This is a genomic window from Amycolatopsis sp. NPDC114484, from assembly GCF_055633755.1.
Window position 1 is genome coordinate 1 of the sequence record NZ_JBVKDQ010000038.1, and the last position, 25492, is coordinate 25492.

The window sequence follows — 25492 nt, forward strand, 5'->3', positions numbered from 1 at the left end:
ACTCGTCGGGCACCAATCGTCGCGACAACTCGTCCATCACAAGTCATGATCATGCTCGCACCTCAACCGCCATCCAAGTGAGACACGCTCTAAGACGCCCAGAACTGAACACACCACCTCGGTGAAACGCAGTGCTGATACCGCACGCCCTGAAGCACCGGAGCCAGCTAAACGGAGGAAGGTCCCGGCCACGGAGCAGTTGGTCGCCGATGTGATCGCCGCTGGTGGAACGTTGAGGGTCGACCCGAGCTCCATGCCTGGTCGTGATGCCGCCTGGGAGCTGGCGAGGCTAGCCAGTCAGGCCAATCGCGCGAGCAAGACTCCGCCGGGGAAACGACTGGTGCACAAGGTCGTCCGTGAAGGGGACCATTGGACCAACCCCAGCCACCACGTGATCGCGCTGGAGGACGGCCCGGTCGGTGCGGACGCGCCACTCGTACCGGTCCCAGTGCCGGAGAAGGTGAACCGTTATCACTCAGCGGTGTCTGCGATGCGGAAGGCAGGCTGCCTCGACATGGGCCCAACCGGACGTGCCGCCCGGCTCCTTCACGCCATCGCCACAGAAGCCGAGCGCCGCGGATTCACCGCTTCCGCACACCTGCCCAGACCCCAGGACAATCATCGCCGGGAGCTCTGGCACCTCCTCCTCGTGCACGGCAAAGAGACCGTGCCGCTGCGGATCTCCGAAGAGGACGATCGAGTGGAGCACATCCCGACCGCCAAAGAACTGGCGGACAAGGCGCGCTACTCCTGGACACGGATCCCGAGCCACGACCGCGTGCCCAGCGGACGCCTCCGCATCGACCTCGGCGGACCAGTCCACACGGAACGTCGATCTTTCTGGGCCGACCGCGCGTCATGGACGCTGGAGGAGAAGCTGCCCGAACTCCTGCGAGAGGTAACCGTCCGCGCGGACGATCTGCGACTCCGACGCGAGGCGAAGGCTAAGGCGGAAGCGAGGCACGAGGAAGCGGTAGAGCAAGAGCGAGAACGTGCTCGAGTCCGCGCAGCCGAAGCACATCGGCTAGAAGTAATGAAGCGCCAAGTGGAACGCTGGCAGGAAGCGTGCGAACTGCGCGGCTACATCGCGGCGATGGAAGGCAAAATCGCCGAAGCGGTCAACGACGGCGCAGACGAGCAAGCCGTCGAGGACGCCCTCAAGTGGGCGACGTGGCTCGCCGGAGTAGCCAATCGTCTCGACCCGATCAGCACGTTGCCAGCTTGGCCGAAGGCACCTGACCTTCCAGCGTATGAGCTGCAGAAGTTCATGAAGCATGTGCCTGAACCAGTCGAGATGAGGTACCGGCCCGAAACCTATTAGAGCGGACTGTTAAATGTGGCCACTGCCCACCCAAAGTGACCACGGGGTTCGGGAGCGGTCCCAAGAGACACTACGAAAAGAGCCCCGTCTGCGCTTTCAGCAGACGAGGCTCTTTTGCTAACGGGGTGGAGCTGAGGGGAATCGAACCCCTGACCTTCTCGATGCGAACGAGACGCGCTACCAACTGCGCTACAGCCCCTCAGGAGCGTGAGCCCCTGTTGTTCAGTGCTTGGAAAGCTTAGCAGCGCCCTCCAGGCACCGAACAGCGGGGGTCACTCTCCGACTGCCCGGCGGTACGGGCCCGCGGTGGGCTCGGCGAGTTCCTCGAACGCGGGGTCCTCGTCGTCCAGGTCGACCACGACCGCCTGGCGGCGGATGCGGGACATCGGGGACGGTTTGCGCTCCACGATGTCGCGCGGCACCTCGGGTGCGACGACCTCGACGTCCTCCTCTTCCTCCTCGAAAGAGTCGTACGCCTCGGGAGAAGGAGCGGGCGCGGTCGTCGAGTAGCGGGCCATCCGGCGCTGGCGGATCTCGTTCTCGATGCGGACCTGACGGCGGAGGTACACGAGGTAGCCGACGAGGGCGATGTCGACCGCGGCGTGTGCCCACCAGGCGAGCGAGATCGCGAATCCGGCGATCGCGGCCGTCACGACGGCGGCGATCAGCAGGATCACGACTACTCGCTGGCGGAACGCGTACTTGGCCTTGGCCGCGATCTCCGCCGCTTCCGGGTCGAAGCCGCCTCGGCCGGGCCGGTAGCTGCGGCGTTCGCGGCGCGGCTCGGCGGCACGTTCCGCGCGCGCGGGCTGCGGGAGCGGCTCCGGCTCGGGTTCGGGCTCCTCGTCCAGGTCAGCGTCGAGTTCCGCCTCGAGTTCGGCGAGGTCATCCTCCACCGAAGGATTCGCATTGTCGGGCACGGCGTCGTCCTCCTGTCCCTCGTTGCGAGCACTGCCCCTTCGTACTACCCGGGCGGCCAGCGCGGAGGTAGGCGTCCGCGCGACTTGCTGGCGTTTGCGAGCCACCATGGGCACGAGAACGACGAGCCATGCCGCGGCGAGCGCGACGATGATCACCGAGCTGGGCATCTCCCGTCACCTCCCCCGATCCTCTGCTGTAGTCACGCTAGCCACAACAGTCACACAGGAGGCGCAGACTCGCCGGGTTCGATCACGAAAATGCATCACCGCATTAGGTGAATCTCACAGGATGTGGTAACGCGTGATCGGTTTAGAACGCGTAGTCACCGTCAGGCCAGGTCGGCGCGTCCGGAGGCCACCAGCCGGGACACCAGCCCGTCGCCGGTCTCCTCTTTCGTCACGGCGAAACACAGGTGGTCACGCCAGGCTCCGGCGACGTCGAGGTACCGCTCGAACAGCCCTTCCTGCCGATACCCGGCCTTCGTGAGCACGCGGATGCTGGCGTTGTTCTCCGGCCGCACGGTCGCTTCCAGCCGGTGCAGGCCGGCGACATCGAAAGCGTGATCTGTCACGAGCGCGACGGCCGCGGTGGCCACGCCTCCCCGGACGATCTCGGACGACACCCAGTACCCGATCCAGGCCGACCGGAGTGCGGCGCGGATCACATTACCGACAGTGATCTGGCCCGCGAACTTTCCGTCAACCGTGATCGTGAACGGCAGGCACTGGCCCCGCCGCGCCAGCCCGCGCAGCGCCGCCCACTGCGACGGCCACGACCAGAACGCGTTGCGGTCGGCCCACGGCCCGATCCCGGTCGGCTCCCACTCTTCGAGGTGCTCGCGGTCGCGCAACCGGACGCGGCTCCACTCGCCGGCGTCGCGCAGCCGCACCGGGCGCACGGCGAGCACGCCTGCCGGGATGCGCAGGGGGCCGAGCGTGGCGGGCCAGCCGGGGTGCCGGTTTTCGACAGAGTCGGCGAGTGCGGCCACGGATCAGGCGCGCTGGGCGAGGAAGGTGACCTTGACCTGGTCGCCCGCGGCCACCTCGGTGAGATCCTCCTCGACGATGATGAGGCAGTTCGCCTCGGCCAGCGACGCGAGCAGGTGCGCGCCCGACGTGCCGAGCGGCTGCACCAGGTACTCGCCGTTCGCTTCGTCGCGCAGCAGCTGGCCGCGCAGGTAGCCGCGACGGCCCTTCGTCGAGGTGATCGACGACAGCAGCCGCGCCCCGACCACTCGGCGGTGCGGGTTGCGGGTGCCGCGCGCGGTGCGGATCAGCGGCCGCACTAGCACCTCGAACACCACGAGCGCGCTCATCGGGTTGCCCGGGATGAGGAAGGTCGGCACCGAATCCGGGCCGAGCCTGCCGAAGCCCTGCACCGAACCTGGGTGCATCGCGACCCGGGTCAGGTCGATGTGCCCGAGATCGGACAGCGCGGCGTGTACTTCGTCGCCGGAAGAACCGCCAGCCCCGCCCGCGACGACCACGATCTCGGACATCAGCAGCCGTCCCTCGACGACCTCGCGCAGCCGCTTCGGGTCGCCCGGCACGATGCCGACCCGGCTCACCTCGGCGCCGGCGTCGCGCGCGGCCGCGGCCAGCGCGTACGAGTTGACGTCGTAGACCTGGCCGACCGACGGCGTGCGGTCGATATCGACCAGCTCGTCGCCGACCGACACGATCGACACCCGCGGCCGCGGGTAGACCAGCACTTTCGCGCGGCCCACCGCGGCCAGCAGCCCGACCTGCGCGGAGCCGATGGTGTCGCCCTTGCGGACCGCGACGTCGCCGATCTGCACGTCCTCGCCAGCCCGGCGCACGTAGCCGGCCGACGGCACGGACCGGTTCACGGTGACCTTGGCCTGGTGGCCGTCGGTGTAAGCGGTCGGGACCACGGCGTCCGCGAGCGTCGGCAGCGGCGCGCCAGTGTCGACCCGGACCGCCTGGCCAGGCTGCAACCGGCGCGGCTGACGCGAGCCAGCCGGGATTTCGCCGACGACCGGCAGCTGGACCGGTTCCTGCCCGGCCATGCGCACGTCGACGCTCCGGACCGCGTACCCGTCCACAGCGGCCTGGTCGAACCCCGGCAGCGCGTGCTCGGCGACGACTTCCTCCGCGCAGAGCAAGCCCTGCGCTTCGGAGATCGCGACGCGAACCGGCCGCGGGCGCACGGCGGCGTCGAGGGTCAGCGCGATCTGCTCCTCGACCGAGCGGAAATCTCCGGACTCAGCGGATTCTTCCGCCGGGACAATGATTTCCGCCGATTCCGCCGCGGCGACGGCCTGAACCACCGGTTCAGTCGCCACGGCTTCTTCGGTCGGGGTGGCCGGGGTGGAATCGAGGGAGTCCGTCATGGGCGATCGTTTCCGATCCGTTCGGTCAGCCAGGCGCGCAGCGACGGCCCGTAATCCGGGTCCTCGAGCGCGAAATCGACAGCGGCGCGCAGGAATCCGCCCGGGTTGCCCAGGTCGTGCCGCCCGCCGCGGTGGACGACGATGTGCACGGGGTGTCCCTCCTGAATCAGCAGCGCGACAGCGTCGGTGAGCTGCAGCTCGCCGCCCGCGCCGGGCTCGATCCGGCGCAGCGCGTCGAAAATCGCCCGGTCGAGCAGGTACCGCCCGGCCGCGGCGTAGGTCGACGGCGCGTCCTCCGGCTTGGGCTTCTCGACCATGCCGTGGACCTGTTTGACGTCCGGGTCGTCGGTTTCGGTGACGTCGAAGACGCCGTACGGGGAGATCTGCTCCTTCGGGATGTCGAAGGCGCACAGCACGCTTCCGCCGTACTGGGCGCGGACGGCCGACATCCGGTCGAGGACCCCGGCGGGCAACACGAGGTCGTCGGGCAGGAGCACGGCGACGGCGGTGTCCTCGTCGGTCAGGTTCGGCTCGGCCTGCGCGACAGCGTGCCCGAGCCCGAGGGCCTGCTCCTGGATCGCGACCTCGACGTCCAGCAGTTCCGGCCCGCGGCGGACCTTCGCCAGCAGTTCGGTCTTGCCCTTGTCCTCGAGCGTCTTCTCCAGGTCCGGTTTCGCCTCGAAGTACCGGACGACGGCTTCCTTGCCCGGCGAGGTGACGATCACCAGCCGCTTCGCGCCCGCACTCGCCGCCTCGGCCGCGACGATCTCGATCCCCGGCGTGTCGACCACCGGCAGCAGCTCTTTGGGCACCGCTTTCGTGGTCGGCAGGAATCGCGTGCCGAGGCCTGCGGCAGGCACGATGGCGGTTCTGAAGGTCTGGGTGGTTGAGGCGCCCGTCATGGGCGCAAAGCCTAACCTGGTCTCATGCACGAGCCGGGCAATGAGACCCCGAGCAAGGCGGAGTGGCGGACACGAATCCTTCGCGCCCGCGCCGAACTGCCCCCCGAAGCCCACGCTCGCGAGGCAGCCGCCCTGGCGACCGCAGCAGCGTCAATCCACGCGGAAACGGTGTGCGCGTACCTCCCTTTCGGCACCGAGCCCGGCCAAATCTCCCTGGTAAACGCCCTGGCCGCGACCGGCGCACGCGTCCTGCTGCCCGTTATCCCGGACACTCCCGGCCCGCTCGACTGGGCCGCGTACACCGGCCCGGACGCCCTGGTCCCTGGCCGCCTCCGCGGCATCCTGGAACCGTCAGGCCCACGACTGGGCACCAGCGCGGTGGCCTCGGCACAGGTGCTGCTGATCCCAGCCCTGGCCGTCGACCGCTACGGCACCCGCCTCGGCCGCGGAGCCGGCTACTATGACCGCACCCTGACTGCCTCGGCTGACACCGCCCGCGTGGCTGTGGTGCGCGCGGAGGAGGTCGTCGACCGTCTCCCGGCCGAACCCCACGACGTGCCCATGACCGCCGTCCTGACGCCCTCCGGTCTCATTCAGCTGCCGACAGCCGCTGCGGCCCGGTGAGGAAGTGGTCAAGACCACTTCCTCACCGGGCCGCCGGGTTCGGTGCCGCCGCTCGAGCCGCATGACCGCCGCGATGACCCGTTGTCCGGCCGAAGACCTAGCCGATTCGTGCCGTCCGGCCGAAGGCCCAACCGGTACCTGCCGCCCGGCCGAAGGCCCAACCGATGCCCTCTGCCCGAACCGAAGCCTGCAGCCGCAGCCTGCAGCCGCGGACGCCCCGGCAACGGTCACACCGCCAGCCTCAGCCGACGCCCGGCGTCCACAACCACCCGGCACCACAGTCGCCAGGCACCCCAGCCGCCAGCTCCGACCAGGTCGCTCGCAGGCCCGTTGCGCACGGTCAGCCGGGCACCTCGCCAGCTCCGCCCAGCTCGCGCGCCTCGGCGTCCACCCACGAACCACGCGAACCACCCAAACCACACCTCCGCGCACAATCCACCCCAGCAACCGCACCCGCAGCTGCCCTGAACCGGCGCACCCGAACTGTCCACAAGCACCGCCCAAACCCCGCCAACCGCCCCGGCGACGGCCCAACCGACCGGACCAGCCGCGGTCCAGCCACTGAGCCGCACCCGGCTAGGATGTCCTGACCAGCGCTAACCCGCCGCCGCCCCTTCCGCCACAGCACTGTGAGCAAGGGGTAATTGCGCTGAGGGAATGCCGTCCAGCACAATTGGGTTAGCACTCTTGTAGGTCGAGTGCCAGTGCATGAAGGAGCTTCAGTGCCCACGTACCAGTACGCCTGCAAGGAATGCGACCACCGCTTCGAGGCGGTGCAGTCCTTCTCCGACCCCAGTCTGACCGTCTGCCCGCAGTGCTCCGGTCCATTGCGCAAGGTCTTCAGCTCGGTCGGCGTGGTCTTCAAGGGCAGCGGGTTCTACCGCACGGATTCGCGTGATTCGAGCAAGTCGAGCACTTCCGCGACTCCGGCCAAGACCGAGAGCGCCAAGTCCGACTCGTCGTCCACCACCTCCTCTTCGTCGACGTCTTCTTCGTCCTCGAACACATCCTCCACCTCGGGCACGACGAAAACGGCTTCCACGCCCTCCTGACCCCCGAGTTATCCACAAGGGGCCAGTTGTCCACAGGTTCGCGAATCGACCCTTTCGGCCGGTTCGCGACGTCCTTAACGTCGGATTCGTGCGGCATCCCGTCGCACCGGAACCGACGAGGGGACAACCGTGAACACCTTGCTCAGCCGCCTTCCCGCGCTGCCTGACGTCCGTCTGCCGCGCGGGCGGCGAGCCCGGATGCTCCGCCGGTGTCTCGCGACGGCCTTGCTCTTGGCCGGCCTGCTCGTCCTGCTTCTCCCGCCCTCCGCGCGAGGCGCACCCGCCACCTCGACAGTGGTCTCCGCACGCGACCTGCCCGCGGGCTCTGTCCTGCGTGCTGCTGACGTGCGGACCGTCGCGCTGCCCGAAGACCTCCGCCCGTCCGGCGCGCTCTCGACGGCCGACGCCGCGGTGGGCCGGCTTCTGTCCGGCGCGGCCCGGGCCGGCGAGCCCATCACCGACGTCCGGCTCCTCGGCAATAGCCTCCCCGTAACGGGTGAACCCGGCGCGGTCACGGTCGCCGTCCGGCTCGCCGACGCGGCCGTCGCCGAGCTGCTTCAGCCGGGTCAGCGCGTCGACGTCGTCGCGGGCGCGGATACCACGAATTCCGCATCTGTGCTGGCGAGAGGGGCCACGGTGGTCACCGTCCGGCGTTCCGACGACGCCGGGAACCACACGCTGGGTCCGCCGCAGAAGGGTCCGCTGGTACTGCTCGCGCTGCCGGCGCAGGTTGCCACGCAGGTCGCCGCTTCCTCGCTCGAACGACCGGTAACGGTTACTCTCCGCTAACCCGACCCTGTCCCGACGGGCGACGGCTGTCTCAGGACGGCCAGACGCCTGTCCTGATTTTCCTGGGAGCAGCAGTGCTGAAAGGTTTCAAGGACTTTCTGATGCGCGGCAACGTCGTCGACCTCGCGGTCGCCGTCGTGATCGGCGCCGCGTTCACCGCGATCGTCACGGCGTTCACCAATGGCCTGATCAAGCCGTTGATCAACGCGCTCGGCGGCTCGGACGCGGCGAAAGGCCTCGGCTTCAACGTCCTGAACGGCAACGACTCGACGTTCATGGACTTCGGCGGCGTGATCAACGCGGCGATCAACTTCGTGATCGTCGCCGCGATCGTCTACTTCCTGATCGTCCTGCCGATGAAGCACGTCCAGGAGCGGCGCAAGCGCGGCGAGGAGAAGGGCCCGGCCGAGCCGACGGACGTCGAGCTGCTCACCGAAATCCGCGACCTGCTGCGCGCGCAGCAAGGCAACGGCTCCTCCAGCAGCGGCCACTGAGGGGTCAGCGATCGTGATGCGGGGGCCGGTTCTCGAGGTACCACGAATCCGGAGTGGTCTCCGGGCCCCGGCCCCGCTCATCGGACGTGGTCTCCGGCAGCACGTCGCCGAAGATCTCGTCGACCCGGCGGCGGCGCTGGGCCTCGGTCACGCGGGGACGTCGTTCTTCGTGCGGCATGGGTCCATCGTCCCACCTGTTGTTTGACAAGTGCAGAGAGACATCCGCCGCGAAACGGCCGGGCTCAGACCTCTTCGAGGCCGGAGAGCTCGTCGATCACGTGCGGGACCAGCGAGGAGAGGGTCGCCATGCCGTCGCGCACAGCCGCGCGCGAACCGGCCAGGTTGACCACCAGCGTGCTGCCCGAAACGCCGGCCAGGCCGCGGGAGATCCCGGCGTCGACCGCGCCCGCGGCGAGCCCCGAGGCGCGCAGGGCCTCGCCGATGCCCGGAATCGGGCGGTCGAGAACACCGGCGGTGGCGTCCGGCGTCCGGTCGCGCGGCGACACTCCGGTGCCGCCGACCGTGATCACCAGGTCCGCACCGCCGATCACCGCCGTGTTGAGCGCGTTGCGGATGCCCGCGGTCTCGGCCTCGACCACGACGACGCCGTCGACGATGAACCCGGCCTCCTCGAGCAGCTCGGTGACGAGCGGCCCGGAGGTGTCCTCGTGCTCCCCGTGCGCGACCCGGTCGTCCACAATCACCACGAGGGCCCGGCCCAGCCGCTGTGCGCTCCGTTCCATGCCGACACCGTATCCGGTTCCGGGCCCGCTTCGCCGCCGCGGGCCCGGTGATTTCTGACGATTCGGTGACGTGGTCCGCGCAGGCCGCGCGCGCCCCAGTGCAGGCGGCCTAACGTGGGCGAGGTGCGAGTGCTCCTCACCGGCGGTGCCGGGTTCATCGGGTCCCGGATCGCCGACCAGCTGGCCGACGACGGCGACGAGGCCGTCGTGCTGGACAACCTGCTGTCCACCGCGCACGGCTCCACCACGCCACCCGAATACACTCGGCGGCACCGCTTCCTGCGCGGTGACGTCACCGACACCGAGATCGTCGCCGAGCTGCTCGACGGCGTCGACGCGGTCTGCCACCAGGCCGCGGTGGTCGGGCACGGAGTGGATCCCTCCGACGCGCCCTCGTACGCGCTGAACAACGACTACGGCACCGCCGTGCTGCTGGCCGCGATGCACGCGGCGAAGGTACGCAAGCTCGTGCTCGCCTCGTCGATGGTCGTGTACGGCGAGGGCCGGTATGCGTGTGCGGAACACGGTGTCGTTCCGCCGTCACCTCGTCGGCAGTCCGATGTGGACGCCGGGCAGTTCGAACCCACCTGTCCGCACTGCGGTGCCGAGTTGGGCTGGCAACTCGTGCCCGAAAACGCGCCGCTGTCGCCTCGAAGCACGTACGCGGCAACAAAACTGGCGCAAGAGCATCTCGCGGGCGCATGGGCGCGGCAGACCGGCGGCACGGTCTGGGCGATGCGCTACCACAACGTCTACGGCCCGCGGATGCCGCAGAACACGCCGTACGCCGGAGTGGCGTCGCTGTTCCGTTCGGCGCTGGAACGCGGCGAGGCACCGACCGTGCTGGAGGACGGACGGCAGCAGCGGGATTTCGTGCACGTGGACGACGTAGCCCGCGCGAACGTCCTGGCGCTCCGGAGCGACGGCCCGGAGGCGGACCTCACTCCGCTGAACATCTGCTCCGGACAGCCGCACAGCGTCGGCGACCTGGCCCGGGAGCTGGCTCGCGCCTGCGGCGGGCCGGAGCCGCGGATCGTCGGCGGTGCGCGGCCGGCTGACGTCCGGCATGTGGTCGCCGACCCGGCCCGAGCACGGGAGCTGCTCGGATTCCGGGCGGAAACGTCCTTCGCGGACGGCATCGCCGCGTTCGCCACCGCGGAGCTTCGCGCACCCGTCACCCGATGAGGTGAAGATCACTTTCCGGAATGAATCGGCCGTACCGGATCTTGATGCTGGTCATGCGTTCCATCGTGGTGGGGGATATCGAAATCCACGCACTGATCGACGGACGGCTGCAGCTGCCGTCGTCGTTCTTCCCGGGACTTCAGGGCAAGCGCTCGGCACCGAGCACTGTTCCCGTCGTCACCGGGGCATTCCTGATCCGGACCGGCAGCCGCACGGTGCTCGTCGACGCCGGTTTCGGTCCGCGGCCGTCCAGCGAGCCGCATCTGCCGCAGCACTCCAAAGAGCAACTGCACCCGGTGGTCAGCGCCGTCGAGCCGGAGCACGCCGGAGGCTTGCCCGCCGCGCTCACCGAAGCCGGGGTCGACCGCACGGACATCGACACCGTGGTGCTGACTCACCTGCACGCCGACCACATCGGCTGGGTCGCGCCGAACGGCGAGCCGTACTTCCCGAATGCCGAAGTGCGGTACGGCGCGCCCGACTGGGCGGCGTTCGTCGAACCGGCGGGGCGGCACGACCGCGGCCGCGTAGCGCTGGAAGCTCTTCGTGCCCAGGGCAAACTGCGTCCGATGCTGGACGGCGAAATGGTCGCTCCCGGCGTCACCGTTCGGCATGCGCCCGGGCACACGCCAGGGCATTACGTGCTCGAGGTCGCGGATCAGGACCGTCGCGCCGTCCTGATCGGTGACGTCTTCCAGATTCCGGAGCAGATGGCCGATCCGTCGATCGGCGCCGCGTCCGACGTCGATCCGGGGCAGGCGGAGCGGACCCGCCGGCGCTGGCTGGGCGAGGTGGTCGGCACCGGAACGATCGTCGCGGCAGCGCATTTCCCGGACGAGCCGTTCTTCCGGATCGCGACCGACCGCACCGTGGAGCCGATCTCGGCCGTCGCCGCGCCCTGACTGTCCACAATAGACGGATCAGGACGCCGCCAGCGGCAACCGCACCTCGAAGCGGCATCCTGGACCGTGGTTCTGCACGCCGATCCGTCCCCGGTGTGCCTCCACCAGACCCTTCGCGATCGCCAGGCCCAGCCCGCCGCCGCTGGTGGTGCCGCTGCGGTCGGGGGTGCGGGCTTGCGTGCCCCGGAAGGCGACGTCGAAGACCCGGCTGATCTCGTCGTCCGGAATCCCGCCGCAGCCGTCGTCCACGGCCAGCAGCGCCTGGTCGCCGTCGATGCCGAGCTGCACGGCGACCGTGCCGTCCGGCGGGGTGTGCCGGATGGCGTTGGACACGAGGTTCCGGACGATCCGCGCCAGCTCCGGATCGCTGCCGGACACCACCGGCCACGCCGACGCGTTTTCCAGCACCCGCACGCGTTTGCGGTCAGCCACCGGTGCTTGTGCGGCGACCGCGTCGCTCACCACGTCGCGCAGCGGGACCGCCGACATGCTCAGTTCGAGTGCTCCCGCGGTGATCCGGGACAGCTCGAACAAGTCTCCGACCATGCCGGACAGCCGGGTGGTCTCGCCGCTGATCCGCTGGGCGTAGTCGGCCACCTCGGCACGTTCCGAAACCACGCCGTCGGCCAGTGCCTCCGCCATCGCCTGGATCCCGGCCAGCGGACTGCGAAGGTCGTGGCTGATCCACGCGACCAGTTCGCGCCGCGACTTCTCCGCCGCGCGTTCGCGTTCCCGCGCCTCGCGTTCCCACACGCTGCGCCGCGCGATGACTCGGCCCAGCACCATCGCCGCGGGCACCGCCACCAGCGCCACGAGCAGGCATACGAGCAGTTCGGTGGTCAGCGCCTCGGTGAACATGAAGCCGCTCACGCCGAGGATGCCGACCAGCATCGCCGCGATCGGAGTCAGCACGAGCGTGGTCATCGTGGTGGCCAGCGATCGGTGCCGCAGCAGGTAAAGCGCGAGTCCGCCCAGCGCCGCCACCGGCAGCGCGAACAGCAAGGCGAGCGGAAGAATGTGCAGGACGTGGACGAACATGTCCCACGCCGACTCGCCCGAGCCGATCATGGCTGGGTCCGGTCGTAGCGGTAGCCGACGCCCCACACCGTCGCGACGCGGACCGGTTTGGCCGGGTCACGTTCGATTTTCTCACGCAGCCGCCGCACGTGGACGGTCACCGTGGACTGATCGCCGAAGTCCCAGCCCCACACCTTCTCCAGCAGGTCAGCCCGGCTGAACGCCACACCGGGGTGGGAGAGGAAGAACGCGAGGAGGTCGAACTCACGCGTGGTCAGCGGCAGCACCGCGCCGTCGAGCGTCGCCTGGCGAGCGGTCATCTGGAGCCGGAGGTTGCCGTCCGCCAGCTCAGCGGTGGGCGGCTCGGGTCGTGGCATCCGGGCCCGCCGCAGCACGGATGCCACGCGCAGCGTGAGTTCCTTGGGGCTGAACGGTTTGGTGACGTAATCGTCGGCCCCCAGCTGCAGCCCGGCGATGCGGTTTTCCTCCTCGCCCAGTGCGGTGAGCATGACGATCGGCACCTGGCTCGTCTGCCGCAGCCGTCGGCAGACCTCCAGGCCGTTGAGGCCGGGCATCATCACGTCGAGCACCACCAGGTCCGGCACGCGCTCGGCGAACTGGGCGAGCGCTGTCGCGCCGTCGCCGGCCAGATCGACGGTGAAACCGGCGGTTTCGAGGTAGCGGCGGACGACGTCGCGCACGGTCTCGTCGTCGTCGACCACGAGCACGCGACCCGCTTGGGCTTCCATGCCTCACCTCACCAGTTCGTCAACAGCAGGTGGTTGACCGCGAGCGCGACCACCGCCTGTCCGGCAAGCCACCAGCGGCGGTGGCCCGTCGGAAGCAGCGCCGTGGCCGGGATCAGCCACGCGCCGAACGGTAGCCAGATCCGTTCTACCTCAGCCTTCGACAGGCCGGACGAATCGGCGAACACGATCGTGAGCACGGCCGCGAGCACGATCAGCAGCACCGGATCGCGCAGGAGCGTCCGGCGAGACGGCAAGAAGACCGCCGAAGCCACCCCTCGGCGGGCCGCCGCGACCACTGCCGGCCCGCTCGCGACCGCCATCGCGGCCAGGTCGGCCCACACCCAGTAGGAATACGGGCGCACTACCGCGACGCCTTGGTAGTAGCGCTCGACCACGAGGTGGTAGCCGTCGAACCACCAGAATCCGGCGAACGCGAACACGGCGACCACGGCCAACGCGCCGAGGACAGCGGCTGCCGCAGCCCGCCATTGCCTCCCAAGCAAAGCGACGGCCAGCGCGACCAAGCCGAGCAGGACGAGGCCGTAGGAGAGGAAGATGCCGAATCCGATGAGAATCCCGGCGGCCAACGCTGTGGGCCAGGCGTAACCACGGCGTTCCCGGAAGCCCACCGACGCGAGGGCGAGCAGCACGATGCCGGTGGCGGTCACGCCGGCGAAGAGGCCGTCAGCGGACACGCCTAGCCACACTGCACCGGGGCTGAGCACGGCGAACGGCAGCGCCGCGCGGGCTGCTTCGGGACGGCCGAGCAGGGCGATCGTCGCTGGTACCGCGACCGCGACCAGTGCGGCCACCAGCACCACCGCGGCCGACGCCCAGGCACCGCCGCCGAGGCCGAGCCGGTCGAGCCAGACGAAGACGAGCGTCGCGCCTGGCGGGTGACCGGATACGTGGGTGGTCCACGAGTTCGGCTGGAAATCGAGGATGCGCGACGAGAATTCGCGGAGGAAACGCGGGATGTCCGTGATGCCGGGGACCTCGTGCAGGTACTCCTGCGGAGTGGTGAGCCGGCCGGTGAAGCCGCGGGTCCAGCCGTCCACCATGGCGAGCGAGAAGATCCAGGCGAGGGAGGCCAGATAGCCAGCAGTCAGGGCGCGCCGCCATCGCAGCCGGGCGGCCAAGGCCGGGCCGTACAGGACGACACCGGCGGCGATCAGGACGGCGAACACCGAGCCGGGGCCGACGTGCGGCAGCCAATGCGCGAACAGCGGCGGCGCGAACGCGTAGATCACCACGCCCGAACCTGGCCGGTTGTAGTACGCGCCGACCGCGGTCGCGGCGGCGATCACCACAAGGGTGACGCCGACCGTCACGAGATCAGCGCGGAACCGGGGACGGACGGGAACCGGGGGCGGCGGCTCGGCGAGCCGGGCAGCCTTCGTCGACTCGCTCATCGCCGGTCACGATAACCCCGTTCGCGGCGGTTCGGCGGGTTTCCCGCGGATCCGTGAGAAGTCGGTAAGATCTTGCCGGACGTCAGGATTTGGTAAGCACCGCAAGGGTTCTGCACTGTCCTTTCCAGACCTACCGTACGCCTCGTGAACGAATTCGGAGTGGACGTCGTCCTCCCCTGCCTCGACGAGGCGGCCGCGCTGCCCGGCGTGCTTGCCAGTCTGCCGCCGGGGTATCGCGCGATCGTCGTGGACAACGGATCGAGCGACGGTTCCCCCGGCGTCGCGGCTGCGCACGGCGCGAAAGTCGTCGACGAGCCTCGGCGTGGCTACGGGGCCGCCGTACACACCGGGCTGGAGAACGCGACCGCCGACATCGTCTGCTTCGCGGACGCTGACGGATCGCTCGATCTGGCCGAGTTGCCGCGCCTCGTCGCCGCAGTCGTGGACGGTGCCGACCTTGTGGTCGGACGGCGGGTGCCAGTGTCCCGGGCGGTTTGGCCGTGGCACGCGAGAGCAGGCAATGCCGTGTTGTCATTCCTCTTACGGTCTCGTGGGCTGCCGGTCCGGGACATCGCCCCACTGCGGGCGGTGCGTCGCCGGGAACTGCTGGCGCTCGGCGTTGCGGACCGGGCGTTCGGCTATCCGCTTGAACTGTTGGTGAAGGCTCAGCGCGCGGGCTGGGTGGTCCAGGAGTTCGACGTCGTCTACCGGGAACGGGCGCAGGGCACGAAATCGAAGGTGTCCGGTTCGGTCCGGGGCACGTTGCGGGCGGTGCGGGACTTCGGGCGGGTGTTGGTCCGATGACCTTCTGCCTGCTTGTGGTCGCGAAAGCCCCGGTGCCGGGGTTCGCGAAGACTCGGTTGTGCCCGCCCGCGACGGCTGAACAGGCAGCGGAGATCGCCGCGTCCGCGCTGCTCGACACGTTGGACGCTGCGTTCGCCACTGACGGTGCGATCACCGTGGTGGCGATGACGGGCGACCTCGCCGCGGCGGCGCGGGGTACCGAAATCGGCCGGGCGTTGCGGAAAGCGACGGTGATCGCGCAGCGAGGCTGGGATTTCGGCACCCGGCTGGCCAACGCGCACTCCGACACCAGCGCGGTGCACGCCGGTTTGCCCGTGCTGCAGATCGGCATGGACACGCCGCAGGTCTCCCCGGCCTTGTTCGCGTCGGCGATCGAACCGGTCGTCACCGGAGCCAGTCACGCGGTGCTGGGCGGTGCTGAAGACGGCGGCTGGTGGGGGCTTGGGCTTGCTGACCCGCGGCAGGCGCAGGTGCTCGCTGGGGTTCCCATGTCGCGTCCGGACACGGGGTTTCGCACCCGAGCGGCGTTGACGGGTGCGGGTCTGCGCGTTGGCGAGCTGCCGATGCTGTCCGATGTGGACACTATGGAGGACGCGCTGCGGGTGGCCGCGATTCGGCCTGACGGCAGGTTCGCTACCGCAGTGGACGCGGTGGGGGTGGTGGCGTGAAACTCGCGACCGGCCGGGAATTCGATCGCGGGCTGCTTGGCCATCACTGCTGGCTGGAGCTCGCGAACGGTGGCCGCATCGAGCTTCCAGTCGGTCGTTGGGCGGACGGTTGCGGCGCGGGCGACGCCGTGCTGCTCGACGCGTGTGAAGGTCCGACGCTCGACGTCGGCTGCGGGCCTGGTCGGCTGACTGCCGCGTTGACGCGCCGAGGCGTCGTGACCCTCGGCGTGGACAGCTCGCCAGTCGCCGTGCGACTGACGCGGCGGCGCGGGGCGAGTGCGTTGCAGCGCAACGTTTTCGCTCGCCTGCCCGGCGAAGGACGATGGAATCACGTGTTACTGGCCGACGGCAACATCGGGATCGGCGGCGATCCCGATGCGCTGCTGCGGCGAGTGCACAAGTTGCTCACGCCGGACGGTGACGTACTCGTGGAACTGGAGGAGCCCGGCCACGGCGTGCGCCGGGATCACGTCCGGCTGCGGCCGGATCCCGCTGACGGTCGGTGGTTCACGTGGGCGTGGGTCGGCGTCGACGCCATCGCGGAAATCGCGGTACGGACTGGGTTCCGGGTTGTGTGGACGACCAGTCGCGGGCACCGCTGGTTCGCGAAACTGGCACGCGCGTGAAACGCGGACGGCTGACGGCCGCGTGGCACACGCTCGACGCTCGGGTCACCGCAGCGCAAGCCAAGATCGGCGAACGGGCCCGCGCTGTCGATCGCCGGGTGCCGAAGACAGAGCAGTTCAAGGGTGGCGCGCACGGCGAGCGCGTGACGGCCCGGGTTGGCAGCTTGCTCGGGCTCGCGTTCCTGATCTGCTTCGTCACCGGGCTGCTGAGCCACTTGATCCAACATCCGCCGGGATGGTTCTTCTGGCCCAGTCGGCCGGTTTGGCTGTACCGGGTGACTCAGGGCGCGCATGTAATCTCCGGGATCGCGGCGATTCCGTTGCTGCTGGCCAAATTATGGAGCGTCTACCCGAAGCTGTTCGAACGGCCGCTGGTGCGCTCGGTGCCGCACGCGCTGGAGAGGCTGTCGATCCTTGTCCTCTCCGGGGCGGCGTTCTTCGAGCTGAGTTCCGGATTGCTGAACGTCGCGCAGAACTACCCGTGGAACTTCTACTTTCCGCAGGTGCACTACGCGGTGGCGTGGGTGGCCATCGGATCGATCCTCGTGCACGTCGCGGTGAAGCTCCCGGTGCTCCGGCGGGCGCTGACCCGGGAGCGTGCGCCGGTCGAGCCGTCCGGTCCGGGGTTGTCGCGGCGCGGGTTCCTTGCCACCACTGGGATCGCGACTGGCGTCGCCGTGTTAGCTACCGCAGGAGCGACGGTTCCCGCGCTGCGGAACGTCTCCGGGTTGTCGTGGCGGTCGGACAAGGGCTCGCAGAAGTTGCCGGTCAACCGCACGGCCGTGGCGGCGCAGGTAACGCGGGCCGCGCAGGATCCCGGGTGGCGGCTGTCCGTGGTGACGCCAGCGGGAACGCGGCAGTTCACGCTGGCCGAGTTGCGGACGTTGCCGCAGACCACTGTGGACTTGCCGATCGCGTGCGTGGAGGGATGGAGCCAGATGGCGACGTGGCGTGGCGTCTCGTTCCCGGATCTGCTGCGCGCGGGCGGCAGTTCGCCGGGGGTCGACGTGCGTGTGTCGTCGCTGGAAAAGAACGGGCTATACGGCGTCAGTGTGCTGCCTGGCGAGCACACGGCCGACCCGCTCACGTTGCTGGCGCTGGAACTCAACGGCGAGGTGCTGAACCTCGACCATGGCTATCCGTGCCGCGTGATCGCGCCCAGCCGGCCGGGCGTGCTGCAGACGAAGTGGGTCGCGAAGCTGGAGGTGCAGTGAAGACCGCGCGGATTGTGCTGGCGCTGCCCGGATTAGCGGCGCTGGCGTACGGGATCGTGCTGTTCCTCGACTATGCGGCACCGGCTTGGCCGGACAGCTTCACGACGTTGCTGTGGATCGGCGGCGGTCCGATCGTCAACGACGCGGTGTTCGCCCCAGTCGCGGGCGTGGTTGGCCTGCTGCTGGCGCGAATCCTGCCGAAGCCGTGGCGGGGGCCGGTGCAAGTCGGTGCGGCGCTGACGGCAGTGCTGGGCTTCGTGGCGTTCCCGCTGCTGTGGCGTGCTTATGGCGTGCCGCCGAAACCTGGGCTGCACGACGGGAACACGTGGCTGGGGCTGGTGGCGACCCTCGCGGTGGTGTGGAGTGCCGTCCTGGTCGCGGCGATCGTCCGGATTGTCCAGGTCCGGTCTCGGGCGGCACGGAAAATTCGGTCGCGCGCACGTAGTTGACCTGGGTTTTCTTCCGGTACCGGAATTTTCCCGCAGATTCGGCGTTTGGGACGACGGGCGCGTGGGCACCTCACCGCACGCGGAGAGGCTCTCCGTGCCGAGTCGGAGGCGGCACGGAGAGCCTCTCCGTGTTTTCGTGCGTGAGCCGGTTTTCGGGTCGCTGGTCAATGAAAACGGCCACGCGCGACCGGCTCGGATGCTCCGGTCGCGCGCGGCCTGTAAAGGTTCGGCCCCAAGCGCGGATAGGGGGGTCGAGCCGTGGCTGGTCTCGGCCGCGCCTCGGCGGCCGAGCGATCTAGTTGGCCGGTACCGCCTGCCCGCCGAGGGTGACCTGCACCGTGCGCCCGCCGGCGAGAGTGAAGGTCGTCTGGTCGTTCGGGGCGCGCGTGCGGATCGCGGCGACGAGGGTGTTGGCACTGTCGATGACGCGGTTGTCGATCTTGGTCACCACATCGCCGGACTTCAGGCCGGCTTTCTCCGCCGGGCTGCCCGGCGTGATGTCGCCGAGCTGGGCGCCGCCCTGGGGCGCGTCAGTCACCTTCGCGCCGATGAACGTCTGGGTCGCGTGGCCGGTCTTGATGATGTCCTGCGCGGTGCGGCGCGCCTGGTCGATCGGGATGGCGAAGCCGATGCCGACGTTGCCGCCCTCGCCGCCGCTGCCCTGGCCGCGGCCCGAATTCGGGCTGTAGATGGCCGAGTTGATGCCGATGACCTGGCCGCTCATGTTCGACAGCGGACCGCCCGAGTTGCCGGGGTTGATCGCGGCGTCGGTCTGGATCGCGTCCATCACCGTGGTCTGGTCGGTCTCGTCGCCGCCCGCCTGCACCGGGCGGTGCAGCGAGCTGACGATGCCCGAGGTGACCGTGCCGGTCAGCTCGTACGGCGAGCCGATCGCCACCACCTGCTGCCCGACCCGCAGGTCGTCGGACCGGCCGAGCTCGACCGGAGTCAGGTTGCCGACGCCGGACACCTTGACCACGGCGATGTCCGTGGTCGGGTCCCGGCCGACGACTTTCGCCGCGGCCTTCTTGCCGTCCTGGAACACGGCCTGGATCTGGCCGCCGTTCGCGGCGACCTGGACGACGTGGTTGTTGGTGAGGATGTAGCCGTCGCTGCTGAGCACGAAGCCGGAGCCCTCGCCCGCCGCGGTCCGGCCGGACACCTGCAGCTCGACCACGCTCGGCGACAGCTTCTGCGCCACCGATTCGACCGAGCCGGCGGGCACGTTGCCGGTCTGCTGCGCGGGTTTCGGCGCGTCGAGCGCACTCACCGACGAACCGGATCCGCCGGTGAGGTACCCGACGGTTCCGCCGGCCACCCCGCCGATCACGAGCGAGATCGCGGCGACGCTCGCGAGGAGCTTGCCCGCCGAAGCCTTCTTCTCGCGCTGCGCGGGAACGCCGTACACCGAGGTTCCTGGTGCGCCGTAAGGGTTGGCCGGGGATCCGGCGGGCGGAGTCGGCGTCCCTCCGGGGTATTGGCTGCCGTACGGCTGACCCGCCGCGGGCTGCTGCTGCGCACCGGGGAACTGCCCGCTCTGCGGCGCGCCGAGGGGCGACGCCGCGCCTTGGGCGGACCACGGGTTCGGCGTGCCTCCAGTCGGAGCAGCGCCGGTTCCGTACGCCGCGCCACCGGCCGGGGCGGCACCGTACTGGCCCGCAGGCGCTCCGTAAGCGCCGGAAGCGTCGCCGCTCGCCGTGCCAGAGCCGGGCGTCCCCGCCGAGCCCTCAGCGGCCGAACCGTACGCGGCAGTCGTGCCCGGAGCCTGCTGACCCGCGTCTCCGCCCGCCGAATCGGCTGACGGGGGTTGGCTCGCTGGCTGAGCCGGGGTCTGCTGCCAAGCCGCCTGGCCGTCGGCGCCCGGCTGGGCACCCGGGTCCTGGCGACCCGCCGCGGAGTCGGGCGCGTGGGGGTCGTTCTCGGTCATGTCCTCACCTAAGCGGCTGGGCCTGAGAGGTTCCTGAGTCGAACCTGTGTTTCGTAGATGAGTATGCCGTGACTTCCGGTCAGCCTGCCGCGCGAAGCCGTTCCGCGATCTGTTCCGGGGTGGCGTCGTTGATCCAGACCGCCATTCCCGATTCGGATCCGGCCAGGTACTTCAGCTTGTCCTTGGCCCGCAGCACGGAGAACAGCTCCAAATGGAGCCACGACAGTTCCCGGTCCCGCCGCACCGGCGCCTGCTGCCAGCCCGCGATGTAAGGCAGCGGCCGGTCGTACAGCGCGTCGCATCGGCGCAGCACGTCCAGGTACACGCGGGAAAAGTCGTCGCGCTCGGCGTCGGTGAGCGCTGGGAGGTCCGGCACCTGCCGGTGCGGCACGATCTGGATGTGCACCGGCCAGCGCGCGGCCGGCGGCACGAAAGCCGTCCAGTGCTCGCCCGTGGCGATCACGCGCTCGCCCGATTTCTGTTCCGCGGCCAGCACGTCACCGAGCACCGACCCGCCGTGTTCCCGCGCGACCGCCAGCATCCGTTCGGTCTTCGGCGTGACGAACGGATAGCCGTAGATCTGGCCGTGCGGATGTGAGAGCGTGACGCCGATTTCCTCGCCGCGGTTCTCGAAGGGGAAGACCTGTTCGACGCCGGGCGTCTGCGCGAGCGCGGCGGTGCGGTCGGCCCAGGCGTCCACCACGAGGCGAACCTGTTCCGGCGTCAACTGGGAGAACGCGCCGTCGTGGTCGCTGGTGAAGCACACGACCTCGCAGCGGCCGAGGCCCGGCGCGGTCGGCACCAGACCCAAGCCGTCCACAGTGGACGGATCTCCGGTCGCCTGCTGCGAGAACGACGGGAACCGGTTCTCGAACACGACGACGTCGTAGTCGGCTTCGGGGACCTCGCTCGGCTTGCCCGGACGGGTCGGGCAGAGCGGGCAGAGGTCGGCGGGCGGCTTGTACGTGCGCGTCTGGCGGTGCGCCGCCATCGCGACCCACTCGCCGGTCAGCGGGTCGCGGCGGATCTCCGAGGCCGCCGCGACCGGCGGCAGGTCCCGGGTGTCGGCGGCGAGCCGCTCGTGGGCGTCGGTGTGGTCGAAATAGATGATCTCCCGGCCGTCGGCCAGGTGCCGCACAGTGCGTTTCACGCTTCTTCTGCCTCGAGGTTCTCCGCCGTTTCGGCGATCATGAGTTCTCCGACCCGCTCCGCGAGGGCTTCCCGCGCGCGGTCGTCCAATCCGTCGTCGGTCACCACGACCTGCGCTTCCTCCAGGTCCGCGATCGTGGAGATGCCGACCGTGCCCCACTTCGTGTGGTCGGCGAGCACGACCAGCCGCCGTCCGGCCTCCACCAGCGCGCGGTCGGTCTCGCTTTCGGTGAGGTTCGGGGTGGTGAACCCGGGCCCCACCGCCATCCCGTGCACGCCGAGGAACACCAGGTCGAGGTGCAGCGTCCGCAGGCTCTGCACGGCGACCGGGCCGACCAGCGCGTCCGACGGAGTGCGCACCCCGCCGGTCAGGACCACCGTGCGGTCCGGCTGGGCGGCACTGCGCAGCACGTCGGCGACCTGGATCGAGTTGGTGACGATGGTGAGGCCCTCGATGCCGTCGAGCGCGTGCGCGAGCGTCCAGGTGGTGGTGCCCGCGGACAGGCCGATCGCGGTGCCCGGCTTGACGAGAGTGGCGGCCAGTTCGGCGATAGCTTCCTTCTGCGCGCGCTGGCGCACCGACTTCGCCTCGAACCCGGGTTCGTCGGTGCTCTTGCCGACCAGCGACGTCGCACCGCCGTAGACCTTCTCGACCAGGCCGCGGCCCGCGAGCACGTCGAGGTCCCGGCGGACCGTCATATCGGAGACGCCCAGCCTCGCGACGAGGTCACTGACCCGGACCGCACCGGTCCGGCGTGCTTCCTCGAGGATCACCGCCTGTCGCTGCCGCGCGAGCACCGCCACTCCTCAAGCACACCATCAACTACACAAAATCCTACACGATTCAACATCAGGGGTGCGCGACGTGCAGATCGAGCGTCCCCCTGCCGGGCGACCGCCAAGCGTGGCAAACAATTCAGGCGACCGGCGCCCCTGGTAGCCGGATGGTGAACAGAGCGCCGCCTTCCGGTGCCCGGTTGGCGTAAACCGTGCCGCCGTGCCGTTCGGCCGCGTGCTTCACGATCGCCAGCCCCAGGCCGGATCCGGGCAGCGTGCGCGCCTCCGACGAGCGGTAAAAACGGTCGAACACCTTGGGCAAGTCCTCCTCGGCGATGCCGGGACCGGAGTCCGCGACCTCGACCACCGCGGTGCCGTCGCCGAGCGGACGCAGCGTGACCCGCACCCGCGAACCCTGCGGCGAGAATTTCACCGCGTTGTCCAGCAGGTTCAGCACCGCCCGTTCGAGCGAGCTGTTGTCGCCGGTGAGCACCCACGGCTGCAGCGCGACCTCGAACTCGATCTCGCCCGCCCGGCGGCGCGCCCGGTCGAGCGCGCGCTCGACCACTTCCATCAAGTCGACGCGTTCGGCCTGCTCGCGCGGTTCGTCCTGTCGCGCCAGCTCCACGAGGTCGCCGATGAGCTGGGTGAGCTCGTCGAGCTGGCCGCGGATGTCGGCCTCGATGTCGGTGCGGTCCACTTCCGGCAGCGACGGCGCGCCCGGACGGCTGGCCGACAGCAGGAGTTCCAGGTTGGTGCGCATGGAAGTCAGCGGGGTGCGCAGCTCGTGCCCGGCGTCGGCGACGAGCTGCCGCTGTCGTTCCTGCGAGTCCGCGACCGTGCCGAGCATGATGTTGAAACTGTGCGTCAGCCGGGCGAGTTCGTCGTCGCCGCTCACCGGGATCGGACGCAGGTCACCGGTCGCGGCCACCCGCTCGGCAGCCGACGTCAGCCGGTCGACCGGGCGCAACCCGGCGCGCGCGACCGCCGTGCCCGCGCCCGCGGCCACCACGATCCCGGCGCCGCCGACCAGGAACAGCACCACGGACAGCTGGTTCAGCGCGCGCATCGTCGGAGCCATCGACTGCGCCAGCACGATCGCCTGCCCGTGCCCGAGCGGCACCGCGACCACCCGCATGCCGGTGGTCGCGTCGGTGCGCAGCGACTGGGACAGCACGCCGGTCGCGACGCGCATCTCGGCCGGACCCACCGGCGGCCGGGTGCCCGGCTGCGGATAGATCAGGTCGCCGGTGACGCCGTTGAGCTGGCCGATCTGCAGGTCGGCGCTGGCCAGCAGCGCACCCGGCACCTCGCGGAGCTGGTCGGTCGGCACCTGCGGCGAGTTCGCCGCGGCTTGGGCGCGGGCGAGCAGATTGTCGTCGAGCTGGGTGAGGAGGTTGTTGCGAACCACCAGGTACGCGCACAGGGAAACGAGCGCCACCGCCCCCGCCACGCACGCGGCGGCCAGCAGCGTGACGCGGCCGCGCAGCGAGAACCGGCGGGTGCTCCACCGGGTGCCCCGCGGATCGGGGACCTCCCCCTCCGGCGCGGCCTGCTCGCCCGCCGGATGGTCGGTCACGGCGGCGTCTCGCGCAGGACGTACCCCACTCCACGCACCGTGTGGATCAGCCTCGGTTCGTTGTCCGCCTCCGTCTTGCGGCGCAAATAGCCGACGTAGACCTCCAGCGCGTTGCCCGACGTCGGGAAGTCGTAACCCCATACTTCCTCCAGGATCCTTCCGCGGGTCAGCACGTGCTTGGGGTACGAGAGGAACAGCTCGAGCAGCGCAAACTCGGTGCGGGTGAGACTGATCTCGCGACCGCCGCGGCGGACCTCGCGAGTGCCCGGGTCGAGCGTGAGGTCGGCGAACGACAGCACCTCCGACGTCTCGCCCTGCTGCCCGTCCGGCACGGCGCGGCGCAGCAGGGCGCGCAGCCGGGCGAGCAGTTCCTCCAGCGCGAACGGCTTGGGCAGGTAGTCGTCGGCTCCCGCGTCGAGGCCGGAGACCCGGTCGGAGACGGTGTCGCGCGCGGTCAGGACGAGAATCGGCAGGTCATCGCCGGTGCTGCGGAGCCGGCGGGCCACTTCGAGCCCGTCGAGGCGCGGCATCATGACGTCGAGAACCATCGCGTCCGGACGGTTGGCGAGGATCGTCTCCAAGGCCTGCGCACCATCGCTCGCGAGCTCCACGGTGTAGCCGTTGAACTCCAAAGACCGCCTGAGCGATTCACGGACGGCACGGTCGTCGTCCACTACGAGGATGCGCATGCCGTCAGTCTTACGCAGAGTGCTGAGACCCGCCTAAGAACACACGCAGAACACACAAAGAGCATTTCCCCGGAGTGCGGCGTGTAACAGGTGCGGCGCCGGTTGCGACCTTCGGCTGAACTTGAGAACGAGGAGTGCTGATGGCCAACCGGAAACGGTCCGGGCCCGGCTGGCTGGCCGGAATCTGTGTACTCGCCGTCATCGGGATGATCGGCAACGCGTGCAGCAGCGGGGACAGCGGACCTTCCGCGCCCGCCTCCGTGACGGTCCCGATCACGACGCCTTCGATGCCCACTTACAGTCCGACCCCTTCGTCCGAACCGCCCACGACCGTGGACACACCCACCTCGACGCCGACGTACTCGGCCCCTGCTGCCGCTCCCGGTGGCACCGGAACCGGGAGCGGCGATGCACCTCTGAGTGAGGACTCAGGCGGCAGGGTGCACGTGCCGCACATTCCGCACCCGCACGTGCGCACCTGCGTCGGAGGGAAGCACCTTCACATCTGCAGCTGACCTCACAACGAGCGCTCTTCCGGCGGCCGCGCCACCGGAGCGTTCCAGTGCCGCCAGAGCGCGAGCACCCGGATCGCGACCACAACCACCGCGGAGAAGGTCGTGACCGCACCGGCCGGGAGATCCAGCGCGTGCCCCGCCCAGACGCAGACCGCGCCGGTCAGCGCGGCCATCGCGTAGATCTCCTTGCGCAGCACGAGCGGGATTTCCCGCAGCAGCAGATCGCGGACCGCGCCGCCGCCGATGCCGGTGGTCATGCCGATCAGGCACGCGGCGTACCCGGTCGCGCCCGCGTTGAGCGCCACCGTCGTCCCGGAGGTGGCGAACACGCCGAGCCCGACCGCGTCCGCGAGCAGCACCGCGTGCCGCAGCCGGGCGACCTGCGGGTGGAAGGCGAACACCACCAGCGCCGCCGCCGCGCAAACGGCCAGGTAAGGCCAGTTGCGCAGGGACGTCGGCGGGTGAATGCCGAGGAGCACGTCGCGGATGATGCCGCCGCCGAGCGCCGTGGTCAGTCCGACCACGACGACCCCGAACACGTCCAGCCGCGCCCGGACCGCGGCCAGCGCCCCGGACGCCGCGAACGCCACCAGCCCGAGGAACTCGAGCGCGGTCAGCAGCATGTGCTGGT

27 protein-coding genes and 1 tRNA gene are annotated in these 25492 nt (G+C 69.9%); 12 read left to right on the plus strand and 16 right to left on the minus strand.

Going from position 1 to position 25492, the window contains the following annotated elements; genetic code table 11:
* Positions 1 to 199 precede the first annotated feature (199 nt).
* The gene (locus tag ACZ7SW_RS43240; protein WP_470236185.1) at positions 200 to 1321 is read left to right on the plus strand and encodes a hypothetical protein; all 1122 of its coding nucleotides are present in this window, start codon (positions 200 to 202) and stop codon (positions 1319 to 1321) included.
* Between the two features lie 126 nt (positions 1322 to 1447).
* Here the strand turns inward: ACZ7SW_RS43240 and ACZ7SW_RS43245 are convergent.
* The 5 genes from ACZ7SW_RS43245 to ACZ7SW_RS43265 form a co-directional block, all read right to left on the minus strand.
* Positions 1448 to 1520 (minus strand) — tRNA-Ala (locus ACZ7SW_RS43245).
* A 73-nt stretch (positions 1521 to 1593) separates the two neighbouring features.
* Positions 1594 to 2409: a divisome protein SepX/GlpR gene (gene sepX, locus ACZ7SW_RS43250; RefSeq protein WP_470236186.1), complete on the minus strand. Its 816-nt coding sequence runs from the start codon at positions 2407 to 2409 to the stop codon at positions 1594 to 1596.
* Positions 2410 to 2570: 161 nt separating this feature from the next.
* Complete coding sequence (locus ACZ7SW_RS43255) at positions 2571 to 3230, minus strand: GNAT family N-acetyltransferase (protein ID WP_116198910.1); 660 nt, start codon at positions 3228 to 3230, stop codon at positions 2571 to 2573.
* Between the two features lie 3 nt (positions 3231 to 3233).
* On the minus strand, positions 3234 to 4595 hold the full coding sequence (gene glp / locus ACZ7SW_RS43260) for a molybdotransferase-like divisome protein Glp (RefSeq protein ID WP_470236187.1): 1362 nt from the start codon (positions 4593 to 4595) through the stop codon (positions 3234 to 3236).
* A complete protein-coding gene (locus ACZ7SW_RS43265) occupies positions 4592 to 5497 on the minus strand; it encodes a UTP--glucose-1-phosphate uridylyltransferase (protein WP_470236188.1) in 906 nt (301 codons plus the stop codon). The genes glp and ACZ7SW_RS43265 overlap by 4 nt, the downstream gene beginning before the upstream one ends.
* A 24-nt stretch (positions 5498 to 5521) precedes the next feature.
* Between ACZ7SW_RS43265 and ACZ7SW_RS43270 the strand changes: the two genes are divergently transcribed.
* The 4 genes from ACZ7SW_RS43270 to mscL all read left to right on the plus strand — a co-directional run bounded on the left by ACZ7SW_RS43270 (position 5522) and on the right by mscL (position 8456).
* On the plus strand, positions 5522 to 6121 hold the full coding sequence (locus ACZ7SW_RS43270; protein ID WP_470236189.1) for a 5-formyltetrahydrofolate cyclo-ligase: 600 nt from the start codon (positions 5522 to 5524) through the stop codon (positions 6119 to 6121).
* Positions 6122 to 6843: 722 nt separating this feature from the next.
* Positions 6844 to 7173, plus strand: coding sequence for an FmdB family zinc ribbon protein (locus tag ACZ7SW_RS43275; protein ID WP_470236190.1), 330 nt, complete (start codon positions 6844 to 6846; stop codon positions 7171 to 7173).
* A gap of 129 nt (positions 7174 to 7302) precedes the next feature.
* The gene (locus ACZ7SW_RS43280; RefSeq protein WP_470236191.1) at positions 7303 to 7962 is read left to right on the plus strand and encodes an SAF domain-containing protein; all 660 of its coding nucleotides are present in this window, start codon (positions 7303 to 7305) and stop codon (positions 7960 to 7962) included.
* Between the two features lie 74 nt (positions 7963 to 8036).
* Complete coding sequence (gene mscL / locus ACZ7SW_RS43285; RefSeq protein ID WP_470236192.1) at positions 8037 to 8456, plus strand: large-conductance mechanosensitive channel protein MscL; 420 nt, start codon at positions 8037 to 8039, stop codon at positions 8454 to 8456.
* Positions 8457 to 8460: 4 nt separating this feature from the next.
* On the opposite strand, the gene ACZ7SW_RS43290 is transcribed toward mscL, so the two are convergent.
* Both ACZ7SW_RS43290 and ACZ7SW_RS43295 read right to left on the minus strand, forming a co-directional pair.
* Positions 8461 to 8634, minus strand: coding sequence for a hypothetical protein (locus ACZ7SW_RS43290; protein ID WP_167493483.1), 174 nt, complete (start codon positions 8632 to 8634; stop codon positions 8461 to 8463).
* 64 nt (positions 8635 to 8698) lie between these two features.
* A complete protein-coding gene (locus ACZ7SW_RS43295; protein ID WP_009083558.1) occupies positions 8699 to 9199 on the minus strand; it encodes a MogA/MoaB family molybdenum cofactor biosynthesis protein in 501 nt (166 codons plus the stop codon).
* A 123-nt stretch (positions 9200 to 9322) separates the two neighbouring features.
* Between ACZ7SW_RS43295 and ACZ7SW_RS43300 the strand changes: the two genes are divergently transcribed.
* Together ACZ7SW_RS43300 and ACZ7SW_RS43305 are read left to right on the plus strand one after the other, a co-directional pair.
* Positions 9323 to 10384: an NAD-dependent epimerase/dehydratase family protein gene (locus ACZ7SW_RS43300; protein WP_470236193.1), complete on the plus strand. Its 1062-nt coding sequence runs from the start codon at positions 9323 to 9325 to the stop codon at positions 10382 to 10384.
* 53 nt (positions 10385 to 10437) lie between these two features.
* Positions 10438 to 11286 carry an MBL fold metallo-hydrolase gene (locus ACZ7SW_RS43305; protein WP_470236194.1) on the plus strand — a complete coding sequence of 283 codons (849 nt, stop codon included), beginning with the start codon at positions 10438 to 10440 and terminating at the stop codon, positions 11284 to 11286.
* A gap of 18 nt (positions 11287 to 11304) precedes the next feature.
* Here ACZ7SW_RS43305 and ACZ7SW_RS43310 read toward each other — a convergent pair whose 3' ends face one another.
* Genes ACZ7SW_RS43310 through ACZ7SW_RS43320 form a run of 3 tightly spaced genes read right to left on the minus strand, consistent with a single transcriptional unit; the run spans position 11305 to position 14464 of the window.
* Positions 11305 to 12354, minus strand: coding sequence for a sensor histidine kinase (locus ACZ7SW_RS43310; protein ID WP_344280821.1), 1050 nt, complete (start codon positions 12352 to 12354; stop codon positions 11305 to 11307).
* On the minus strand, positions 12351 to 13052 hold the full coding sequence (locus ACZ7SW_RS43315) for a response regulator transcription factor (RefSeq protein ID WP_470236195.1): 702 nt from the start codon (positions 13050 to 13052) through the stop codon (positions 12351 to 12353). The genes ACZ7SW_RS43310 and ACZ7SW_RS43315 overlap by 4 nt, the downstream gene beginning before the upstream one ends.
* Positions 13053 to 13060: 8 nt before the next feature.
* The gene (locus ACZ7SW_RS43320; protein ID WP_470236196.1) at positions 13061 to 14464 is read right to left on the minus strand and encodes a hypothetical protein; all 1404 of its coding nucleotides are present in this window, start codon (positions 14462 to 14464) and stop codon (positions 13061 to 13063) included.
* A gap of 159 nt (positions 14465 to 14623) precedes the next feature.
* On the opposite strand from ACZ7SW_RS43320, the gene ACZ7SW_RS43325 reads away from it, so the two are divergent.
* From ACZ7SW_RS43325 to ACZ7SW_RS43345, 5 genes are all read left to right on the plus strand, one after another.
* Positions 14624 to 15268 carry a glycosyltransferase family 2 protein gene (locus ACZ7SW_RS43325; protein WP_470236241.1) on the plus strand — a complete coding sequence of 215 codons (645 nt, stop codon included), beginning with the start codon at positions 14624 to 14626 and terminating at the stop codon, positions 15266 to 15268.
* Positions 15265 to 15936, plus strand: a complete 672-nt coding sequence (locus ACZ7SW_RS43330; RefSeq protein WP_470236197.1) for a TIGR04282 family arsenosugar biosynthesis glycosyltransferase — start codon at positions 15265 to 15267, stop codon at positions 15934 to 15936. The genes ACZ7SW_RS43325 and ACZ7SW_RS43330 overlap by 4 nt, the downstream gene beginning before the upstream one ends.
* Entirely contained in the window at positions 15933 to 16562 is a 630-nt protein-coding gene (locus tag ACZ7SW_RS43335) for a methyltransferase domain-containing protein (RefSeq protein WP_470236198.1), read from the plus strand. The genes ACZ7SW_RS43330 and ACZ7SW_RS43335 overlap by 4 nt, the downstream gene beginning before the upstream one ends.
* A 98-nt stretch (positions 16563 to 16660) precedes the next feature.
* Positions 16661 to 17776: a molybdopterin-dependent oxidoreductase gene (locus ACZ7SW_RS43340; protein ID WP_470236242.1), complete on the plus strand. Its 1116-nt coding sequence runs from the start codon at positions 16661 to 16663 to the stop codon at positions 17774 to 17776.
* Positions 17773 to 18225, plus strand: a complete 453-nt coding sequence (locus tag ACZ7SW_RS43345; RefSeq protein WP_470236199.1) for a hypothetical protein — start codon at positions 17773 to 17775, stop codon at positions 18223 to 18225. Before ACZ7SW_RS43340 ends, ACZ7SW_RS43345 begins: the two co-directional genes overlap by 4 nt.
* A gap of 295 nt (positions 18226 to 18520) precedes the next feature.
* Here ACZ7SW_RS43345 and ACZ7SW_RS43350 read toward each other — a convergent pair whose 3' ends face one another.
* From ACZ7SW_RS43350 to ACZ7SW_RS43375, 6 genes are all read right to left on the minus strand, one after another.
* Positions 18521 to 20152, minus strand: a complete 1632-nt coding sequence (locus tag ACZ7SW_RS43350) for a S1C family serine protease (RefSeq protein ID WP_470236200.1) — start codon at positions 20150 to 20152, stop codon at positions 18521 to 18523.
* A gap of 79 nt (positions 20153 to 20231) precedes the next feature.
* Entirely contained in the window at positions 20232 to 21302 is a 1071-nt protein-coding gene (gene galT / locus ACZ7SW_RS43355) for a galactose-1-phosphate uridylyltransferase (protein WP_470236201.1), read from the minus strand.
* Complete coding sequence (locus ACZ7SW_RS43360; protein WP_470236202.1) at positions 21299 to 22099, minus strand: DeoR/GlpR family DNA-binding transcription regulator; 801 nt, start codon at positions 22097 to 22099, stop codon at positions 21299 to 21301. Before ACZ7SW_RS43360 ends, galT begins: the two co-directional genes overlap by 4 nt.
* A 118-nt stretch (positions 22100 to 22217) precedes the next feature.
* Positions 22218 to 23657 carry a sensor histidine kinase gene (locus ACZ7SW_RS43365; protein ID WP_470236203.1) on the minus strand — a complete coding sequence of 480 codons (1440 nt, stop codon included), beginning with the start codon at positions 23655 to 23657 and terminating at the stop codon, positions 22218 to 22220.
* Positions 23654 to 24346 carry a response regulator transcription factor gene (locus ACZ7SW_RS43370; RefSeq protein ID WP_354742911.1) on the minus strand — a complete coding sequence of 231 codons (693 nt, stop codon included), beginning with the start codon at positions 24344 to 24346 and terminating at the stop codon, positions 23654 to 23656. Before ACZ7SW_RS43370 ends, ACZ7SW_RS43365 begins: the two co-directional genes overlap by 4 nt.
* Before the next feature lie 517 nt (positions 24347 to 24863).
* Entirely contained in the window at positions 24864 to 25484 is a 621-nt protein-coding gene (locus ACZ7SW_RS43375) for a trimeric intracellular cation channel family protein (protein WP_470236204.1), read from the minus strand.
* Positions 25485 to 25492: the final 8 nt, after the last annotated feature.

Coding starts and splice junctions, on each gene's coding strand:
- sepX (WP_470236186.1), bottom strand. CDS start 2,409: ATGCCCAGCTCGGTGATCATCGTCGCGCTCGCCGCGGCATGGCTCGTC.
- glp (WP_470236187.1), bottom strand. CDS start 4,595: ATGACGGACTCCCTCGATTCCACCCCGGCCACCCCGACCGAAGAAGCC.
- ACZ7SW_RS43265 (WP_470236188.1), bottom strand. CDS start 5,497: ATGACGGGCGCCTCAACCACCCAGACCTTCAGAACCGCCATCGTGCCT.
- ACZ7SW_RS43270 (WP_470236189.1), top strand. CDS start 5,522: ATGCACGAGCCGGGCAATGAGACCCCGAGCAAGGCGGAGTGGCGGACA.
- ACZ7SW_RS43290 (WP_167493483.1), bottom strand. CDS start 8,634: ATGCCGCACGAAGAACGACGTCCCCGCGTGACCGAGGCCCAGCGCCGC.
- ACZ7SW_RS43295 (WP_009083558.1), bottom strand. CDS start 9,199: ATGGAACGGAGCGCACAGCGGCTGGGCCGGGCCCTCGTGGTGATTGTG.
- ACZ7SW_RS43305 (WP_470236194.1), top strand. CDS start 10,438: ATGCGTTCCATCGTGGTGGGGGATATCGAAATCCACGCACTGATCGAC.
- ACZ7SW_RS43310 (WP_344280821.1), bottom strand. CDS start 12,354: ATGATCGGCTCGGGCGAGTCGGCGTGGGACATGTTCGTCCACGTCCTG.
- ACZ7SW_RS43315 (WP_470236195.1), bottom strand. CDS start 13,052: ATGGAAGCCCAAGCGGGTCGCGTGCTCGTGGTCGACGACGACGAGACC.
- ACZ7SW_RS43320 (WP_470236196.1), bottom strand. CDS start 14,464: ATGAGCGAGTCGACGAAGGCTGCCCGGCTCGCCGAGCCGCCGCCCCCG.
- ACZ7SW_RS43330 (WP_470236197.1), top strand. CDS start 15,265: ATGACCTTCTGCCTGCTTGTGGTCGCGAAAGCCCCGGTGCCGGGGTTC.
- ACZ7SW_RS43350 (WP_470236200.1), bottom strand. CDS start 20,152: ATGACCGAGAACGACCCCCACGCGCCCGACTCCGCGGCGGGTCGCCAG.
- ACZ7SW_RS43370 (WP_354742911.1), bottom strand. CDS start 24,346: ATGCGCATCCTCGTAGTGGACGACGACCGTGCCGTCCGTGAATCGCTC.
- ACZ7SW_RS43375 (WP_470236204.1), bottom strand. CDS start 25,484: ATGCTGCTGACCGCGCTCGAGTTCCTCGGGCTGGTGGCGTTCGCGGCG.